The organism is Burkholderia sp. Ac-20384 (assembly GCF_017104605.1).
GTDB lineage: Bacteria > Pseudomonadota > Gammaproteobacteria > Burkholderiales > Burkholderiaceae > Burkholderia > Burkholderia lata.
In genome coordinates this window covers 1-19,347 of record NZ_JAAGPE010000079.1, presented here as the reverse complement: position 1 = coordinate 19,347, position 19,347 = coordinate 1, and the positions used below count along the sequence as shown (strand labels likewise).

Below are 19,347 nucleotides of genomic sequence, written 5' to 3'. Positions count from 1 at the left end.
TTTATAGAACCCTACAGGACACGCGTTTCATGATTGTCGACATCGTTTGGTGGAACCTCGATGGTTCCGAGCAGAGCATCGAATCGCTGAAGGCGCGTGTGGACGACAGCACCCTCGCGCGCTGGTCGAACGTGCCGGGCTTGCACGAGAAGCACTGGATCGCCGACGAAGACAGGAATCGCTGGGGCGCGATCATGCTCTGGGACGGCGAGCGTCCGCCCGCGCATCTACTGCCGCCGAACGACGCGCAGACGCTGATCGGCTTGCCGGTCGCCGAGCGGCTGCGCTTCTCGGTGGAGGCCAGCACCGCGAGCGGTGAGATCGCGGCGCGCATGCGCGCGCTCGAACCGGCAGCGTCGCACGCGAATACACACGCGGCGGCGCCGATCCATGCGTCGCATCCCATCGACTACATCGTCGTTGACGCCTTCACGCGCACGCCGCTCGAAGGCAACCCGGTTGCCGTCTTCCTGGTCGACGTTCCGCTGCCGGCGGAGCGCATGCAGCGGATCGCCCGCGAAATGAATCTGTCGGAAGTGGTGTTCGTGATGCCGCCGAAGCAGGGCGGCGACGTGCACGTGCGCATCTTTACGCCGGTCAACGAGCTGCCGTTCGCGGGCCATCCGCTGCTCGGCACGGCCGTGGCACTCAGGCACGTCAAGGCGCAGGATCGCTTCGTGTTCGAGACGGGCATGGGGCTCGTGCCGTTCGATGTGCGATCCGATGCGCCCGGCGAGGCTTACGTCACCATGCAGCAGCCGATCCCGACGTGGACGCGCTTTGATCGGGCCGAGCGTCTGCTCGAAGCGCTCGGCGTCGAAGCGTCCGTGTTGCCCGTGGAGGCCTATCGAAACGGCCCGCGCCATGTGTTCGTCACGTTGCCCGACGCCTCCGCGCTTTCCGACGTGCATCCGGACCATCGCGCGCTGGCTGAGTTCGAGGATATGTCGGCCATGTGCGTGGCCCCAGCGGGCGACCACTGGCGCTGCCGGATGTTCTCGCCGGCCTACGGCGTCGTGGAGGATGCGGCGACGGGCTCCGCCGCCGGTCCCATCGCCATTCACCTTGCCCGCCACGGACTGATTTCGTGGGGCGAGCCGCTGCATCTTCTCCAAGGCGTCGAGATCAAGCGCCCCTCGCACATGCATGCGCTGGTGCACGGCTCGGAGCACGGCATCGAGGCGGTCGAGGTCAGCGGTCACGGTGTCGTCGTCGCGCGCGGCCGCCTGGGCGTCTAGCGGCGCCCCCGTCTTTTGCCATCATGAAAACATTGCCATGAACACCAGTCGATTCGAAAGCCTCACGGGAAGCGTCGATGTCCTGTTCCCCGAATATGACGACCCGCCGTCCGAGCCGATCACGCTGCTCAAGCGCTGGCTCGCGACGGCCGATGTCGCGCGCGTCCGCGAGCCCAAGGCGCTCGCGCTCGCGACCGCCACGTCCGACGGACGCATCTCTTCTCGCGTCATCGCGTTCTCCTCGATCGACGACCGCGGCGTGATCTTCTGCACGCATTCGACGAGCCGCAAAGGACGCGAACTCACGGAGACGGGCTGGGCCTCGGGCTTGCTGTATTGGCGAGAAACCGGGCAGCAGATCATGATTTCCGGCCAGGCGGTTCCGCTCGAGGAAAGCGAGAACGACAAGCTCTGGTTCGGACGCTCGGTGCCGATGCATGCGATGTCGAGTGCGTCGCACCAGAGCGACGAACTCGTCGACCGCGAAGCGCTGCGCGCGCACGCCGCCGAGCTGCTAGCGCTCGGCGTCGCGTTGCCGCGGCCGCCGCGCTTCGTCGGCTATCGGCTCGAGCCTCACGAGATGGAATTCTGGGCCGCCAGCTCCGACCGGCTTCACCGGCGCCTCAGGTACGAACGCGAAGGCGACGATTGGAAAACCACCCAACTCCAACCTTGATTCTCTTGCGGATAAGGAACCTGTCTGTGTCTACTTTCGATATTCCGGTTGGCGTCGGCCAAACCGCACTGTTCATTGCCTGGCAACGTCATGCCGAAGGCCAGCGCCCGGACGCCTTGTTTCACGATCCGTTCGCCGCGGCGCTGATCGAGCACCTGGCCGGCACGCCGACGCATGAGCATGTCAGCGAAGTCGCGCGGCGCGCGAACTTTCCGCAATATTTCGTCGTTCGCACACGCTACTTCGACGATGCCATTCTCGCGAACCTGAGCCGCGGAATCCGGCAGGTCGTCACGCTGGCTGCCGGCGTGGACGGCCGCGTGGCACGCCTGGCGTGTCCGTTCGGCACGCGCTGGTTCGAGCTCGATCTCGACGACATCATCGCCTTCAAGCGCGAGCTCATGAAGCAGTCCGGGTTGCCGCTGCAGTGCGATTGGCGGCCGCTCGTCGCCGATCTGACCTCGAATTGGGCGAGCCCGTTGCGCGCGGCCGGCTTCGATCCCGCCAAGCCGACGATCTGGCTCATCGAAGGGCTGCTGATGTATCTGCGCGACACGGACTGCGATGCGCTGATCCGTCAAGTGGCCGACCTGTCGGCGCCGGGCAGCGCGCTCATGCTCGAGCATCTCGCCACGCGCATGATGAGCGAGGAGGGCAAGGAAGCCCGAGCGCGCGTCGAATCGCAGGGCGCTCGTTGGCTCTCGTCCCGCGACGATGTGCGCGACTGGCTCGGCCGATACGGCTGGACAGCGACCGTGCATGCCTCGGACGACCCGACGATAGCCTACGGCCGCAGCGTCGCGCGCATACCCGCGGGATGGTTCGCCTCATCGACGCGCACGGCGCACGGCGGGAGCGGATCATGAATCTGTCGATTCCCATGCGGCGCGACGTGCGCCTGAAGGCGAAGCTAAAAGGCCTGCCGACACCGGACGATTTCGAAATCGTCACCGCCGCCGCGCCGGCGGCCGGCTCGGGCGACGTGCTGGTGCGTAATCGCTATTTCCTGGTCTCGGCTTCCTTGCGCGCGATGATCAGCGAAGGCGCGGAAGACGTGCCCGGTGTGCCGTTTCCGTGCTTGTCGGCGGGTGACGCGCTGATGGGCGAAGCGCTCGGCGAGGTGGTGAGCGCGCCCGCCGGCAGCGGTTTGTCGTCCGGCGACATCGTCACGCACTTCCACGGGTGGCGAGACTACGCGGTGGTGCCCGCATGGGGCTGTCAGCGCGTCGGCGAGGCGCTGCCGGAGCCCGCCGGCTACCTCGGCTACCTGGGGCACGGCTGGACCGCATACGCGGCGCTGACGCGCGGCGTGCCGATCCGTCCGGGTGACACGGTGTTCGTCACGAGCGCGGCCGGCGCGATCGGCGCGATGGCCGGACAGATCGCGCGGCGGCTGGGAGCGGGGCGCGTGATCGGCAGCACGAGTTCGCACGACAAGGCACGACGCCTGGTTTCCGAGCTTGGGTATGACGCTGCCGTCATACGTGGCGGCAGCACGCCGTTCGCAGAGCAGTTGCTTGAAGCGGCGCAGGGCGGCATCGACGTCCTGATCGATTCGGTCGGCGGCGAGCAATTACAGGCGGCCGTCACGGCCGCCCGCGAAGGGGCGCGCTTCCTGATCCTCGGCGCGCTGTCGGGTCAGCTTGCCGCGACGGGAACGGGGCGGACCGCGCCCGCCGAAATCGATACCGTTCAATTTCTACTCAAGCGGATCACGATGCGGGGCTACAGCGCCGACGACAATCCGGAGGCGAAGGGCGAATGGTTCGAGCGTTTCGCGCAGTGGCTGCGCGCCGGCGAGATCGTGTTCCCGCATACGGTGATCGACGGCCTCGATAACGCACCGAGCGCGTTGTGCGACACGTCCAGCGGACGTTATCTGGGCACGGTGCTCGTCAAGCTGTAGCGGTAAGGAGCGTGGGCGTCGCTTGCATGCCGGGCGACGACACCCGCTCGATCGGCAGCATTTCATTATGGGAGTGGAACTGTGGAATGCAATCTCTCTTCGGCGCGTGCGGCCGAGAATTGGACACCGGCTTCCTGGAAGACGAAGCCGGCGCTGCAACAGCCGGCGTATCGCGATGTGGCGGCGCTCGATCGCACCCTGGCACAGCTACAAGCACTGCCGCCGCTCGTCGCCGCATGGGAAGTGCTGACGCTCAAACGCAAGCTCGCAGACGCCGCGGCGGGACGATGTTTCTTGCTGCAGGGCGGTGACTGCGCGGAAAGCTTTGCCGATTGCACGGCGCCGATCATCGCCAATCGGCTCAAAGTGCTGATGCAGATGAGCCTGGTGCTCGTGCATGGCTTGATGCAGCCGGTGGTTCGCGTCGGCCGCTTTGCCGGCCAGTACGCCAAGCCGCGCTCGGCGGATACCGAAACGCGTGACGGCGTGACGCTGCCTTGCTACCGCGGCGACATCGTCAACGGCAGTGCTTTTACGAAAGACGCGCGCGAGCCCGACCCGCAGCGCCTGCTCGAGGCTCATTCGAGATCGGCGCTGACGATGAATTTCGTGCGCGCGCTGAGCGATGCCGGTTTTGCTGATCTGCACCACCCCGAACATTGGGATCTGGCTTGGGCCTCGCATTCGCCGCTTTATGGCGAGTATCGCAAGATGACGCACTCGATCGGCGAATCGCTGCGCTTCATGGAGGCGCTCGCGGGCGAGCCCTCCGGCAGCGATGCGAGAGTCGATTTCTACACGTCGCATGAGGTCCTGCTGTTGAATTACGAAGAAGCGATGGCACGGCAAGTGCCGCGGCATTGGGGCTGGTTCAACCTGTCGACGCATTTTCCGTGGATCGGCATGCGCACCGCGCAGCTGGACGGCGCGCATATCGAATACTGCTCCGGTATCCGCAATCCGATCGGCCTGAAAGTCGGGCCCGGGGTGAGCACCGACCAGTTGCTGCGTACGATCGACGCGCTGAACGCTACGAACGAGGCCGGCCGCTTGACGCTCATCACGCGCATGGGTGCGGCGAAGATCGAAGCGGAGTTGCCCAAGCATCTGCATGCCGTCAAGGCCGAGGGCCGGCGTGTCTTGTGGTGCTGCGATCCGATGCACGGCAACGGCGAAACGACCCCGGGCGGGGTGAAGACACGGCGCTTCGGGAACATCCACGCCGAGCTCGAGGCGGCCTTCGACATTCATGCCGCCTGCGGCACGCATCTGGGCGGCGTGCATCTGGAGCTGACCGGGGAGGACGTGACCGAATGCCTGGGCGGCGCGCGCAATCTGACTGAGGCCGATTTGGCCCGCGCTTACAAGTCGACGGTCGATCCGAGGTTGAACTATGAGCAGTCGCTGGAGATCGCGATGCTGATTGTGCGCAAGTTGGGTATGACGCGGGTTGCCGAAATCGGCGCCCAGCGGCAATTGGCGTATGCGTAGCGGGGCGGGGCGGGGCGGCATGCAACAACTAATCGCATCTTCTTGACCAATCGGTCCTGCAACGTCAGGTGTGCGCGTTCGGCTCGTCCCTTGGCTGAACTGCTGTTCGCTCAGAACGTGTCGATGTTCAACTCGTACATCGCCCGGCCAAACGGCGTCACGCGATTGCCAGTCTTGCCCGGCGTCACGTTGCGAAACACGCTGGCCTTATCGCTGTAGAACGCTCCCGGCTTGCCGTAGCGCTCCAGATACGTTCGCGTGGCCTCGAAGTAGCTGAAGGTCGATTCCGTCTGCGTGAAGTGCAGCATCATCAGGCGGCTCGTCGCGTCATCCACATACACTAGCAGCGTGCAGGCCGGCGCCCGTTCCTCGAACCACCGATGATCGCTGCCGTCGATCTGGATCAGCTCGCCCAGGCATGCTCGTCGTGCTCGAGGTTGATAAACCTTCGGTGGACGCTGTCGGCGCGGAATCCACAGGCCGGAAGCCCTCATCAGCGTACGAACCGTTTCGACAGCCAGGTCAATGCCATGACATTCGCGGAGCTTCTCGCAGGCCAGCGTCGGCCCGAAATCCACGTAACGCTCGCGGATCAACGCCAACGCCCGTTGCGCCTTGCCCGCGGGCAATTGATGGTTGCTCGGACGCCCACGCTTGCCTGACACCAATCCTGCGACGCCGGCCGCTCGATAGCGCCGCACGAGGCGTTCGACCTGCCGCACGCTCAGTTCCAACCGTTCGGCGGCTTGGCCCGGCTTGAGTCGACAATCGGCTACCGCCTCAATGACCTTCAGTCGATCGACTTCGCGCATCGTCATGGTGATCGTTCCAGTTGCGTTCATCGCCGGCGCTCCTTGAGGGGGCTGGCGGTCAACCTACACGCCAAAACACGACATTTTTATTTAGCGGAAACGCGACATTTGAACTTGGGACCTACACACAAACTGTCGATAATTCACGTTATGTCAAATAAAGTCGATGCAGCCCAACAAGAGCTGACATGACCGTGTGGATCCGGTGTTTTGCTCTGATCAAGTCTGCGCGGGTTCAGATTCATCGTCGCCGACGCTCTTGCCTCCTCGATAAATCTGGCGAAGCTTCTCCAGAAATTCGTACTGCCCGTCGTCCTTCGACAAGACGTAATCGCTTAGGAGATTGCCTTGTTCGTCCCACAGCTTTTCGTGAAGCGCTATGCCATATTCGTATTCGCCATCGCGTTCGAGTTGGCCATTGTCATGCCAGGTGCGGGCAGCCCCATGGAATACGTCCCACGAGTACATAGCTTCTTTCACCAGCGTGCCGTCATCGTTCCACTCTCTGGAGAGCCCGCATCTAAGTCCATCAACATATGATGTTTCCTCTTCGCGTACCCCCATTTCATTCTCTGAATATGCGACTCCCGAGAATGGAGTGGCTCCAAGATAAGTCAGACCGTTGCTCTTGTAGGTTAGATCTGACATAGGTGCTTCACGATTCATGTATTTCCTCACTATCGTCACAGTAATTCCGCAGCTTCCGCTTCAGCAATTTCATGATGGACGATTGCTCCATCCGTAATTGGGTTGCAATGATCGCACCGAGGCATGGCCTCAACAGTATCGCCAAATGAACCATTTTTCTCTTTTATCTTTGCATTGTAAATCACCAGATTTCCTATATCGGTATCTCCCCGGGCTCGCAATGCCGCTACAGTTGCATGAACTTCCGAATGTCTCCCCGGGATGCCGTTGTTGAATGAGTGATTCTGGTCATCCGAGCAGCATGTGGTGACTTTGTTGCCGAGTTTTTTTATGCAATTTTGGGCTGTTGTTATAATTCGATTCCTTATCATCAAATCAGAATCTGTTGCATGAAAATGTGGAGGCCAATCTTGATTTTGCCCAAAATATGCGCGCCGATTTTGCTTGTCGACTACGACAGACAAACAGGGGCGAGCTGAGGAAGGGCGCGCCCTGAGATCGATGCCGCGGATCGTTACGGTTCGTTTCTTTACGGGGCGCTTCAAATTTGAATTGAACGAATCCAATGCCTCTTGTGCCAGCTTCTTTGCAATGGATTCCGCCACCTGCTCATCTGACGCATTTTCGCCTAGTTTTGCCTTTTCGGAGTTCCATTCTTCGTCAGAAATTTTCACATGATCCGGATTTTCGTGTTTGCACTCCGGACACTTATTTCTTTCAGATTCGGGTGTTTCGACAAAGCAACTTGGTTCGCAATTTCCACCTTTGGTCGATTTGTGGCCGTCTTTGACGCAAGCCAAACCGGTCGCGTCAATAAATACGAGCGGATTCGAGGGGTAGGCATACAGGTTGATGCCGCCCGATTGACCTATGGGATCGGACTGCAGGTACCGGCAAAGACCCGGATGGTAGGATCGAAATCGATTGTAATGAAGACCGGTCTCGTTGTCATAATGATGGCCGGCCCACCGAAAATCATAATCGATGGTGTTCCCCGGAGCGACAATGATTTTCCCGTACGGGTCTATATCCAATGCGCTCCAAACCGTTTGACCTTCCGAGTTCTCGATTCGCTCGGGCAGCCCAATCTGGTTCGATTCGATGAAATATTCGGCCCCCTCTTTCGGATCTGCGTCCAGATCTGAATAGTCAATGAACATGAAGGGAACAAACGCCAGATCGTTTGCATACAGGTATAGTCTAAGACGGTGATCCGGTGCTATTTCGGCTGCCAGGCGATCACCTTCCCAATAGTATTCAGTCCGCTCGGTACCAATTTGCTTGAATTGTCGCCGTGATAACCCGTCATATTTCGCTGTCCAGACCTCCTGACGATCGCTCCACTCAATTCTTGTCAATAAGTCCGTGCTGTCGTAATGAAATTCGATGCAGCGCCCATCGTTCCCGATTTCCTCGGCCAAATGATTGCGCGTGTTGTAACGGTATCTGGCTCTCGAAGATGCATGAAGTCGATTGCCTTCCGTGTAGCTCAGTCGCTCCAATTCTGAATTAGACAGAACATTTCCACTGCGGTCGTAAGTGAAGTGGCGCACAGGCATCCCATCGCAGACTTGACCGATCAGGCGGTGCGCCAAATCATATAGATATTCTGTTTTACGTGATGAATTGTCGAATACTCGATACAGTTCGCCGGTTGCACTATAGTCGTACCTAACCAGGCGATTCTGCGTTGGCGCAATATCTGGCCAGTGGAGCCGACCATGACATCGACCCGCGGAATCAAAGAGATAAAGTAAATTTGTGCCGCTTCCCAGACGTAGAAGAATCCGCCCACTCTTGTCTCTCAGAATTCGATGGATGGCTCCCGTTGGCGTATGAAATGAGATTTCGCCTTCAGAGATCGCTTCGCGCCGTACCACGAAGCGGTCGAGATACTTCGTGTACCTTGAACCATTTGCAGTGTGACGCACTATGCCAATGCCGTCGCGCATATCGCTGATCAATCGACCATCCAGATCATATTTGATGGCGATATCGAATATTTCTGTTGATGCTTTTGTGATTTTTCCGCGTTGATCATATGCATAGCGATGTGTTTCGCCACTTGCCAGCGTTCTCTTCACGGGTAACCCGCACTCCCCTATCTCCAGGTGAATCAAGGTGTTACCGTTGCTGTCAGTTTTTCTGGTTACGTGGTCGTCAGCGTCGTATTCGTAAAGCTCGCGCAAGGTGTCATGACGCAGGACACTCTTGACTCGTCCGCGATAGTCGTAGGTGTACTCACTTTGATTTCCGTTCGCGTCGACGATCGACTCGATTTGCTCCTTCTGGTCGTATCGATACTGAATTCGGTTCCCAAGGGGGTCCGTTTCCGTCATGCACATGTTCCATGACGCATATTCGTAAGAGTAGTTGCGTCCATCGCCGTCTTGCCGTTCGATAATGTTTCCAGCCGCGTCGTGCAAGAATCGCTCGGTGCCTCCGCTTTCGCTGTTGCTGGTCACGATCCAGCCCGCAGAATTGAGAACAGTGGTGTTTCCGAAGCGTGACATTGCGATGCGCTCCACGATCGGTGCAATCAATCGCTCCTGCTCGGGAGGCAGTTGTACTGAGCCGGAAAGGTCGGTTGGTGCGGAATCGCCCCACTGCATACCAAGCGGTGTGCCTGGCAGGAAATCGGGAGGCAACTCCGGCAGGACGGGCGCTTCGTCCTTGGGTGGCCAGATATTGCCCCACTGATCCACACGTCCGGTATTGCGTCCCCGGTCATCGTAAAGCCAGTGTATGACCCTCCCGCCAGCGCCTACCTCACTGTCGATACGTCCGTTCTTGCCCAGGACATACTCCATGGAGCCCTGATAAGGATCGACTACTCGAGTAACCGTCCCCGCATCGTTGTAAAGAACGCACCAGACGCCGCCATCGCTCTGCGTGACGATGGTGCGCCCTGGGTAATACTGGAATCGTGTTCGCCAGAGTCCGTCCTGCCCAGTACTCTCAATGCAACGACCTGAAACGTCGTACCGGTAAATGAATGAGTATCCGTTGGCATCAGTGGAGCGCATCATGCGGCGCGATGCATCAAACACGTAGTTGGAGGATTTGCCAAGCGCGTTTTCGCACCTGATCATGCATCCACTTGGGTCGTACGCATATCGTGCGACGCGACTGGTTTGCCCGCCAGTTTCCGTCAGCCGGACTTCTACGATGTGCCCGTCGTCATCATGTTGAAAAGCAACGATCCGGCTGACGTTGCCCCTGCCGTCATGCTGCGCGATCTGAGTGAGGCGCTGATTTGTGTCGTTGCGTAGAACACTTCGTTTGCCATCGCGGATTTGAGCGATGCAAATTGCTGACGGAGTGTTATCTTCAGCTCGATCGAAATCGATCTCACCTTCGATTTCGTGTCGTACGGTAAATCGATGCTTGCCAGACTGAACGAGTTCATAGCCGTCTCCATCCCGCCGATAATGACCGTCAGGCTGTCGCGCGAAGAAGACTTCGGTGCCGCTCGGCGCGATGTAAACCGCGCGAGTTCGAAGGAATCGGAGTTCGTGTTGCCAATTGTGGCGATATCCGTACCCTAGTGGGCTATCCAGTTTGCTCCGGCCACTGCTGTAGAAGCGACTCCACTCAAATGGAACGACTTCGTTCGTCTGGTAATCCTGGAAGTCGTTACGGACGTCGCCGGTCACCGCACTAACCGGCTCCCCCCAAAATTCGCAGGCCAACTCCTGCAAAGGCTTCGGCAACTTCGGCCGGACCTTCTTTCCGATCCCATGCTTGGCCTTGTGCCACATCATCTGCGAGTCCGGCAGTGGAAATCCGCCAATCAGCACGGTTGGGTCACCCGCGAGCAGCGTGCCCATACTCGGCTCGATACCGGGATCCTTGCCCATCAGGTTGCTGAGCATCATGAACGCGAGGTCCGCAGCCGTCTGGGCGGCCGTCATTGCAGCCGCGGCGATTTCTCCTTGCGACGCGTCATCGGCAGCAGTCGCCACCCCGGACGCTGGCCCGACCGCCGCATTGCCAAGCTTCCACGCCTTCCCTGCCCGCCCCAGCAACTTCGCCCGGCCGGACACCTGAGCCGCCTCGCTCGCCACCTCCTCGCTTTTCTCGGCAGCGCTCGCCGCTTCACCACCCGAGTGCCCCGCGTGCCCCATCGGATTGCAATGCCGCGTCATGTCGATTCCCATGCGCGCAGCACGCATCCCACCGATAAACGTATTGCTCGAGCCGGTCTGAATGTCGAAGTACGGCGTTATCCCGCCACACGTCGGCGCAATACCAATATCCAGTACACGTGCTGCTGGAATGCCGCCAATCAGCACGCTCAAGCATCCGCTGCCAATGGTCGCCCCGACACTTGGCAACGGAAAACCGCTGCTCGGCGGGTGACTATGCGCATGCGGCGTACCGAGGTGCGGGACGCCGATAGTAGCCGCCGGCATTCCCGGCATTTTGTCGAGCAGCGGAATCTGCGCAATGCCGGTGTTGAGCAACTGCGACGGCATGCCCTGCAGGGATGCGAGTGAATTTACTGCGTCACTGACGTGGTGGAATACGTTGCCGTCCGACGTAAAGGTCTGCTTGAACGGATCGAAGGTCGACTTGACCGTATCAAGCAACGAATCACACGCGGTGTCCGCGCTGGAATGCGAGTGTGTCGCATGGCTCTCTGACGAACTGGATGCGCGCGTCAAGCTGGTTTCGGATTCACTCATTGCCAAGCCCGTTCATATCCTGACATCCCATCAACGGCTGCCGACTGCCCAGCGCCGCGCAAGCGAGCTGCGTAGGCCGGATCCTTCTCCAGCTCATAAGCCCTCGCCTCAATTTTCAGACCGGCGTTCCCGTAGAGCGACACGAGTCGATCGAGGAGGGAAATGCGTTGCCGTTCGCAGCCGAACTTTTCGCACAATCCCTTCGCAGCGATCCAGCTTTTCGCCGCTTCCGCCGCCTGGCCACACGCGAGTAGCGCGACACCACCCTTCTCCATCGCCTCGATCTTCGTATGCACGAGCATCAGCCTGCCGGCGGCACCGCTCGCGAGATCGAAGTAGGTCGCGGCCTTGGCATGCTCGCCGAGCGTGTTGCAGCAGCTACCCGTCGCCATCAGCGCATTCAGCGCGACCAGCAGATTCCGGCCATCGAGCGCAGCCGGCAGCGCGCGCACATACCAGTCCTTCGCATCGCGTGGCGACCCGTGGCGCAACGCCACATCGCCGAGGCCGTGCAAGGCCACTGCGCAGCCGGTCGCATCCTTGCGCTCGGCGTGGAAGGAAAAGAGCGCGTAGTACTTGCGCTGCGCTTCGGGCAATCTGCCATGTGCAAGATCGATCCCGGCAATCTGCAGCAAGGCACCCATGCGCTGCTCGAGCGAATGCGTCGCATCGTTCGCGATGTCGACCAGATGACGGGTCGCCTTTTCGGACGAGAAGTCGACTGGAAGAATCAGCACATGCTCGGCCTTCTTCTCGCGCGCCAGTGGAATCAGGCACGGATGCTTCCGGTCGTCGCGGATGCAGAACCGATGTCCTTCCATCCACGCCTCAAAGCCGTTCAGCGCCAGGCATTGCAGCACCAGCTTCGCAAAGCCGCCGAAATCGCCCATCGGTGACGGCAGCCATGCCCACACGACTTTGGTGCCTTCCGGCATCAGCGTGCGAACGTGCATGACGGCATCGCGCAGACGTGTCGACGGCGCGCGCCTCGGATCAGCACATGTCAGTGGCAACGGCGGCCAGCCTGTTTCGCCGCGTTCGATGCGCGCACTGCTCGCTTCGTCGATCTGACGTGAAAGCGCTTCCATGCATGTCTGCAGATACGCGTCGGCGGAGTCGCAAGGAAACGGAAAATTCAGGAAAACCGCATCGCCGAGTCGTTCGTCGAGCGATTGCATCATCTTGAGAACCGGCACGAGGTCGTTGTCGGTTGCTTCGATCAACAGCGTCGGATCGTCGGGCTGATCAATGAACGCTTCGAGCGACGATTCGATGGCGGAGAATTCACGATGCATGACGTCAGGCCGCCTTCTCAGTTCAGGCGAACGTACCGGCTGCGGACGACGGTGTCCGCTTCGGTCCGGATATCGACACCGCCTCGCCCGCCCTCCAGTTCGAGCGTTTGCGCACTCAACCGCAGCTTGCCGGCGACTTCGATGTTCACGTTCCGGTTCAGCAGCGTCACGACAGGCCCGTCAGGAGAGGCCCGCACCTGCAGCAGCGGGCAGCCCGATGCATCCGCGATCTGCACGCACTTGTCGGCTTCGAGGGAAAGCGCCATCGCAGGCTCGACCACGGGCTCGACGGGTTCACCATGCCCTTTACGCGCCAGCAGCCCGGCGATCAGGTACTCGGGCCAGTTCGCCGGTGATTGCAGCAACACGCGATCGCCGATGCGCGGCTTCACGTCGGCCACACATTCGAGCCAGCGTTCGTGTGTGACGTCGTCCGGCACTGTCCACTTCACGCGAATGAGCCCCATCGCGTCGGGATGATGCGTATCGGTCACTTCGCCGATCATCGTCGACGATTCGCGACGTTCGGCGGGCCGTGTGCGATCCGGCGTCGCATCGTTGGCGAACAACCGGCGCAATGCCTCGACCGTTTCGGCTTCGAGCGCGTCGTCGACCATCATCTGATCCGATTCGTTTTCCATCGAATGTCTCCCATGCTTCGAATGCAATCGCGTGACCGGCAGGCGCCGGTCGAAATCAATTGATGTGGGCAATCGTCCCCTGGATCGTCACGCCCGATCCGTCGAGCGTGATCGAGCCGCCACCGGTCGCCAGAACGATCCTCGTCGCGTTGACGTTGACGGTGCAGCTACTCTTGCCGTTGTCGATGTTGACCGTCGGTGCCTGAAGATTGGCCGTCGACTTGCCGGAAAGATTGAGATCGTTCTCGCCGTAAATCGTCACGCCAGGTGCGTAGCCCGCAATGTTGACGCCCTTGCCGTATCCGGCGATGGCCACACCGCCACCCTGGCCGCTGATCCCGACACCGGTATCGCCTCCGGTTCCGCCGATGGAGACGCCGACGTTGTCCTTGTTGATCGACACGCCACTCTTTCCTGAACCCATGTCGATGTATTGGCCGGCCGCCAATGAAGCGACTTTGTTGACGTCCACGGAATGGCTTCCCGTATTGACCTTCGTCGCATACGACCCGGTACCGACGACATGCGTGCTGTTCCCCTCGACGAAGACGTCATGCGTGCCGGCGACCACCGCCAGGTTGTGATTCCCCTTGGTCACCGTATGCGAACTGTTGCCGTCGACCGACACGCTGCGGTTCCCTGTCACCCCATGCGTCTCATTCGCCCCAATCTGCGCCACCCTGTTCTGCCCGATATTCACCGTCTCGTTCTGCCCCACACTCCGTTGCCGGTTGTTCTTCACCTGCATCGTTTCGTCGTTCCCGACCGTATGCGTATGGTTGTTCCCGACAGAAAGCGAATGATCGAGCTCCGTCTCCGCATCGAAATTCCTTTCCGCGTGCATCCAGAGTTGTTCGGCGCCCTTCTTGTCCTCGAACCGGAACGCATTGGCATGGTCGGTCGTCCCGCCCGGTGACGACCGTGACAGCAACCCGCTCTGCGTCGCACTCCCCGGCAGCCCCCACGGCGGCATCTTCTCGCCGTTGAAAACTCGCCCGGTGACGATCGGCTCATCCGGATCGCCATTCAGAAAATCGACAACCACCTCATCGCCTACCCGCGGAATCTGCACGCCCCCGAACCCGCCCCCGGCCCAGGGACTCGACACCCGCACCCAGCACGACGAATCCTGATTGCTTTGCCCATACCGATCCCAGCGGAACTGCAGCTTCACGCGCCCGTACTGATCGGTCCAGATTTCCTCCCCTGGCGGCCCGACCACGGTGGCCGTCTGCGGCCCGTTGGTCCGCGGCCGCGGCGTGTCGCGCGGCGACCGGTAAGGCAGGCTCGACGGCTGCACGAGCATCATCGTCTGATGCACGACGGCCTGCGCGCCCTGGTCGCTCGCGTACGCGTTCTCCTGGAAGCGGTACTGGCACCGCACGATCAGGTACTCGCGGTTCTGATCCGCACGCGGGCAATGTTCGAGCGTGAACAAATAACCGGGCGCGACACCGCGCACATCGGTATCGGCGTTCGCCCGCTCATGTTCGGCCTGCTGTTCCTCGAGCCGCACACGGCTGTAATGCGCACCGGGCGCATCGTCGCGATAACCACCGGGCCATTCGAATGACGCAAAACTGTCGTGATCGTGCCCACGCGGATCGACCTTCTGCGACGAAAGATCGGCGCGCGGCTTCGTATAGTCGTAGTCGGTGGTCTGGTGCCGCCCCACGCTCACCTCCTGCGCGGGCAGCCAGCCGTCGATGTGCTCCTCGTCGGCGATCGCGGTGCGGTCGCGCGCGATGTACGGAATCGTCTCGTAGCCGGGCAGCACGGTGTGCGACGACATCGCGTCGCCGAGCATCAGCGTATGCGTGTCCTCGGCATGCCGGAACCAGAAGTAGATCCCCTCGAACTCCATCAGCCGCGACACGAACGCGGCGTCGGTCTCGTTGTACTGCACGCAATAGTCGCGCGGCACATACGACTCGGCGAGATGGTTCTCGATCGGAAAGCCGTACGTCGACAGCACCTCCTGCACGATCTCGGGCACGGTCTTGTTCTGGAAGATCCGGCAATCCGAGCGGCGCGTCGCGAGCCACAGCCACGGGCGCACGATCAGCTCGTAGCCGTAGTACCGCTCGGCGCGCCGGCCGGAAAGCGACGCACGCGCGACGATGCCGTTCAGGTAGCGGGTCGACAGGTCCTGCTGTTCGATCCGGACCGTCACCGGCTTGCCGAGCAGGTCCTTCAGCGACAGGCTGTGACTGTCGGCGAGCGACTCGATCCGGAATTCGAACAGGCGGCCGAGTTCGTCGCTGCCGTCGAGCGTATGGAACTTGAGGTCGTCGCCGTGCAGGCTGTCGAGTGTGAATACGCGATTCAAGTCGTTTCCTCCTCGTCGAACCGGTACGCGAATTCGCCGTCTGCGGCGCTCAGCTCGATCGACGCCAGCGTGCGGCCTTCGAGCGTGGCCTGCAGGATCGCACGGCCGATGCGCGGCATCACGGTATGCGTGAGGATCGCGTCGACCATCCGGCCGCCGGATTCGATCGTCCGGCAGCGCTCGACGACCAGCGCAGTCGCCGCGTCGGTGCAGCGCAGCCGGATGCCGTGGTGCGCGTCGATCCGCTGCTCGATCCGCCGCAACTGCAATGCGACGATCCGCGCGAGCGTCGCGTCGGTGAGCGGGTAGTACGGCACGACGGTCAGCCGGCCGAGCAACGCAGCGGGAAACACGTCGAGCAGCGGCGCGCGCAGCGCATCGGCGAGTGTCTGCGTGTCGGGCAGGCGCTCGGGATCGCGGCACAGCTGCATCACGCGATCGGCGCCGACGTTCGACGTCAGCAGGATCACCGTGTGCCGGAAATCGATGTCGCGGCCTTCGCCGTCCTCCATCCAGCCTTTGTCGAACACCTGGAAGAAAATCTCGTGCACGTCGCGGTGCGCTTTCTCGATCTCGTCGAGCAGCACGACGCTGTACGGGCGGCGGCGCACGGCCTCGGTGAGCACCCCGCCCTGCCCGTAGCCGACATAGCCGGGCGGCGCGCCCTTCAGCGTCGACACGGTATGCGCTTCCTGGAACTCGCTCATGTTGATCGTGATCGCGTTGTGTTCGCCGCCGTACAGCGTGTCGGCCAGCGCGAGCGCGGTCTCGGTCTTGCCGACGCCGGACGGCCCGCACAGCAGGAACACGCCATGCGGCTTCTTCGGATCGTCGAGCTTGGCGCGCGCGGTCTGGATGCGCTCGGCGATCAGCTCGACCGCGTGCTTCTGGCCGACGACGCGCTCGCCAAGCGTATCGGCCAGCTTCAGCACGGCCTGCGTTTCGTCGCGCACCATGCGACCGAGCGGAATGCCGGTCCAGTCGGCCACGACGGCGGCCACCGCGTGCGTGTCGACGGCGGGCAGCACGAGCGGCGCGTCGCCCTGCAGGTCGGCCAGCGCCTGCTGCGCGGCCGAGAGACGGGTTTGTGCCGCGGTGCGCGCGTCGGCGTCGAGCGCATGCGACGGATCGTCGTCGAGCAGCAATGCGCGGGCATCGACGATCGCGGTCAATGCGTCGCGTTCGGTTTGCCAGCGCGTGTCGAGCCGGTCGAGTTCGGTTCGGGCGGCGGCAATGTCGCGTTCGATCGCATCGCGCCGCACGGTATCGCCGGTGCCGAGCGCGCATTCGCGCCCGATCCGTTCCTGCTCGACGCGCAGGCTGTCGATCCGGCGGCGCGCATCTTCGATCGGCGCGGGCACCGCGTGCTGGCTGACGGCGACGCGCGCGCAGGCCGTATCGAGCAGGCTGATCGCCTTGTCCGGCAACTGGCGGGCAGGAATGTAACGGTGCGACAGCGTGACGGCAGCCTGCAGCGCGTCGTCGAGCACGAGCACGCGGTGGTGGGCCTCGAGCTTCCCGGCGAGGCCGCGCAGCATCGTCAGCGCGGCCGCTTCTTCCGGTTCGTGTACGGGCACGAGCTGGAAACGCCGCGTCAGCGCTGGGTCCTTCTCGATGTACTGCTTGTACTCGGACCACGTCGTCGCGCCGATGGTGCGCAGCAGGCCGCGCGCGAGCGCCGGTTTCAGCAGGTTCGCGGCGTCGCCGGTGCCGGCAGCCCCACCCGCGCCGACCAGCGTGTGGACTTCGTCGATGAACAGGATCGCCGGCCGCTCGGACGACATTGCTTCGTCGATCACGCCGCGCAACCGGCTCTCGAACTCGCCCTTCACGCTCGCGCCGGCCTGCAGCAGCCCGATGTCGAGCAGGTACAGCGCAACGTCCTGCAGCGACGGCGGCACGTCGCCGGCGGCGATCCGCAGCGCGAAACCCTCCGCGACGGCCGTCTTGCCGACGCCGGCTTCGCCGACCAGCAGTGGGTTGTTCTGCCGGCGCCGCAGCAGGATGTCGACGATCTGGCGAATCTCCGGATCGCGCCCGATCACCGGATCGATCTCGCCGGCCCGCGCGCGGGCAGTCAGGTCGACGGCGAAACGCGAGAGCGCCGAGCCGTCGGCGGCGGCTGTGGTTGCACCGCGCATTGCTGTGTCGCCGCCAGGAGTCGTCTGCCCGGCCGCCTGCGCCTCCGGCGAACCTTCGACGATCGATTCGAGTGCGTCGGCGAGCACGTCCGGCACAACGCGCTCGAATTCGCGCGTGATCGCCAGCAGCACGTTGCGCAACTGCGGCGTCTTGAGGATCGCGAGCAGCAGCACCGCGCCGCGAATGCGCGTCGCGTCGTACTTCAGCGTCGCGTAGACCCATGCGCGCTCGACCGCGTCGTCGATATGCACGGACAGATCCGACACCGAGCCCGCGCCGCGCGGCAGCTTGTCGAGCGCGGTGACGAGCCCGCGGTCGACCCCGGCGTCATCGACCCCGAAGTGGCGCAGCACGCGCTGCAGGTCGCCGTCAGGCCGTTGCAGCATCTGCTTGAACCAGTGCGCAAGCTCGACGTACGGATTGCCGCGCAGCCGGCAGAAGCCGGTCGCCTGCTCGAGCGTCTCGTAGAGAAACGGATTCAGTTTTCCGAACAGGTTGGCGCGGCCGATATCGGACATGACGGTTCCCGTTTAGGCGGTTTCACGATGAAGGGGGGCGCCGCCGCGCCGCACGTCGTAGCGGACGACGAGGTCACGCGCGGGGCCCGGATCGAGTCGCTGTCCGAGCCACGCGGTGCGGCCGATGCCCTGCGGCGCGCCGAGCGCGATCGCGGGCACCGCGTCGGCCGCCAGTTCGAGCTGGACGTCCCAGTCGAACTCGATGCCGACGTATTCGCGCACCCATTGCGCAAGCTGCCGGGCATACGGGCCGCCCGGCAGGAAACGGCGGTACGCGTCGAGCGACAGCGGGCCGAGCACGATCCGGAAGCGCGACTGGGCATCGCGCACCGCGATACCGAGCGCGACGGCGCCGACCCGCAACGTCGGCCGCGTCGCGCGAATCGTGCAGCGCTGCGAACGTTCGATTGCGACCCACTGCGGCACATGCTCGACGATGCGAGCCTCGACGCCGAAATGCCGGCGCAGGATCTGCACGAGCCCTTCCGGGTTGCGCGTGTGCCGCACGAGATGGCCCGCATGGAAGTAGCGCGCATGCGGCGCGAGCGTGTCGGCGTTGGCATGGGTGTCGGCTTTCGCGGCGGGCTTGTCGCCGTGTGCGGCCCGCCCGATCAGGCTCGCGACATAACCGTCGAACCGTGCGCGCTCCGGGCGATCGAGGTTCACCGTCGGCTGCGCGTCGGCCCATGCGCGGTAGAACAGCAGGATCAGCCGGTGATGAAACAGGTCGGCGAACTCGGCAAACGTCGGGTCGTCGTGCTGCGCCGCGCGTTCGTGCGCGTATTCGGTCAGGTGCGTCGGCAGCGGCCCGTTCGGGCCGAACAGCCCGAACCCGTGGATCGCGATGCGCGGCGGCATGCCGCTGCCCTCGTCGCTCACGCCGGCCAGCATCGACGCCGCGAACGCGAGCGACGGCTGCTGCCCGAGCCGTACCGGCTCGTCGCGCGGGCGCGTGGCATGGCA

12 protein-coding genes and 1 pseudogene are annotated in these 19,347 nt (G+C 62.5%); 5 read left to right on the top strand and 8 right to left on the bottom strand.

Annotated features, from left to right (window positions below):
* Positions 1-29 precede the first annotated feature (29 nt).
* The 5 genes from G3O00_RS17565 to G3O00_RS17545 all read left to right on the top strand — a co-directional run bounded on the left by G3O00_RS17565 (position 30) and on the right by G3O00_RS17545 (position 5,311).
* Positions 30-1,238: a PhzF family phenazine biosynthesis protein gene (locus G3O00_RS17565; protein WP_277399281.1), complete on the top strand. Its 1,209-nt coding sequence runs from the start codon at positions 30-32 to the stop codon at positions 1,236-1,238.
* Positions 1,204-1,914 (top strand): phenazine biosynthesis FMN-dependent oxidase PhzG, encoded by a 711-nt coding sequence (gene phzG / locus G3O00_RS17560; RefSeq protein WP_346778983.1) that lies wholly within the window; start codon positions 1,204-1,206, stop codon positions 1,912-1,914. Before G3O00_RS17565 ends, phzG begins: the two co-directional genes overlap by 35 nt.
* On the top strand, positions 1,887-2,780 hold the full coding sequence (locus tag G3O00_RS17555) for an SAM-dependent methyltransferase (protein ID WP_241025198.1): 894 nt from the start codon (positions 1,887-1,889) through the stop codon (positions 2,778-2,780). Before phzG ends, G3O00_RS17555 begins: the two co-directional genes overlap by 28 nt.
* The gene (locus G3O00_RS17550) at positions 2,777-3,820 is read left to right on the top strand and encodes an NADP-dependent oxidoreductase (RefSeq protein ID WP_011355177.1); all 1,044 of its coding nucleotides are present in this window, start codon (positions 2,777-2,779) and stop codon (positions 3,818-3,820) included. Before G3O00_RS17555 ends, G3O00_RS17550 begins: the two co-directional genes overlap by 4 nt.
* An 81-nt stretch (positions 3,821-3,901) precedes the next feature.
* A complete protein-coding gene (locus G3O00_RS17545; protein ID WP_206143751.1) occupies positions 3,902-5,311 on the top strand; it encodes a 3-deoxy-7-phosphoheptulonate synthase class II in 1,410 nt (469 codons plus the stop codon).
* A 29-nt stretch (positions 5,312-5,340) separates the two neighbouring features.
* Here the strand turns inward: G3O00_RS17545 and G3O00_RS17540 are convergent.
* The 8 genes and pseudogenes from G3O00_RS17540 to tssG form a co-directional block, all read right to left on the bottom strand.
* Positions 5,341-6,153, bottom strand: a pseudogene (locus G3O00_RS17540) (ISNCY family transposase); the annotation flags it as partial.
* A 189-nt stretch (positions 6,154-6,342) separates the two neighbouring features.
* A complete protein-coding gene (locus G3O00_RS17535; protein ID WP_206143750.1) occupies positions 6,343-6,789 on the bottom strand; it encodes a hypothetical protein in 447 nt (148 codons plus the stop codon).
* Positions 6,790-6,806: 17 nt separating this feature from the next.
* The gene (locus G3O00_RS17530; protein ID WP_206143749.1) at positions 6,807-11,459 is read right to left on the bottom strand and encodes an RHS repeat-associated core domain-containing protein; all 4,653 of its coding nucleotides are present in this window, start codon (positions 11,457-11,459) and stop codon (positions 6,807-6,809) included.
* A complete protein-coding gene (locus tag G3O00_RS17525) occupies positions 11,456-12,754 on the bottom strand; it encodes a hypothetical protein (RefSeq protein WP_206143748.1) in 1,299 nt (432 codons plus the stop codon). The genes G3O00_RS17530 and G3O00_RS17525 overlap by 4 nt, the downstream gene beginning before the upstream one ends.
* Before the next feature lie 17 nt (positions 12,755-12,771).
* Complete coding sequence (locus G3O00_RS17520; RefSeq protein ID WP_206143747.1) at positions 12,772-13,395, bottom strand: hypothetical protein; 624 nt, start codon at positions 13,393-13,395, stop codon at positions 12,772-12,774.
* Between the two features lie 55 nt (positions 13,396-13,450).
* On the bottom strand, positions 13,451-15,724 hold the full coding sequence (gene tssI, locus G3O00_RS17515) for a type VI secretion system tip protein VgrG (protein WP_206143746.1): 2,274 nt from the start codon (positions 15,722-15,724) through the stop codon (positions 13,451-13,453).
* A complete protein-coding gene (gene tssH, locus G3O00_RS17510) occupies positions 15,721-18,384 on the bottom strand; it encodes a type VI secretion system ATPase TssH (protein ID WP_206143745.1) in 2,664 nt (887 codons plus the stop codon). Before tssH ends, tssI begins: the two co-directional genes overlap by 4 nt.
* Before the next feature lie 12 nt (positions 18,385-18,396).
* Positions 18,397-19,347: type VI secretion system baseplate subunit TssG (gene tssG / locus G3O00_RS17505; protein WP_206143744.1), on the bottom strand; the 951-nt coding region annotated here is incomplete at its 5' end.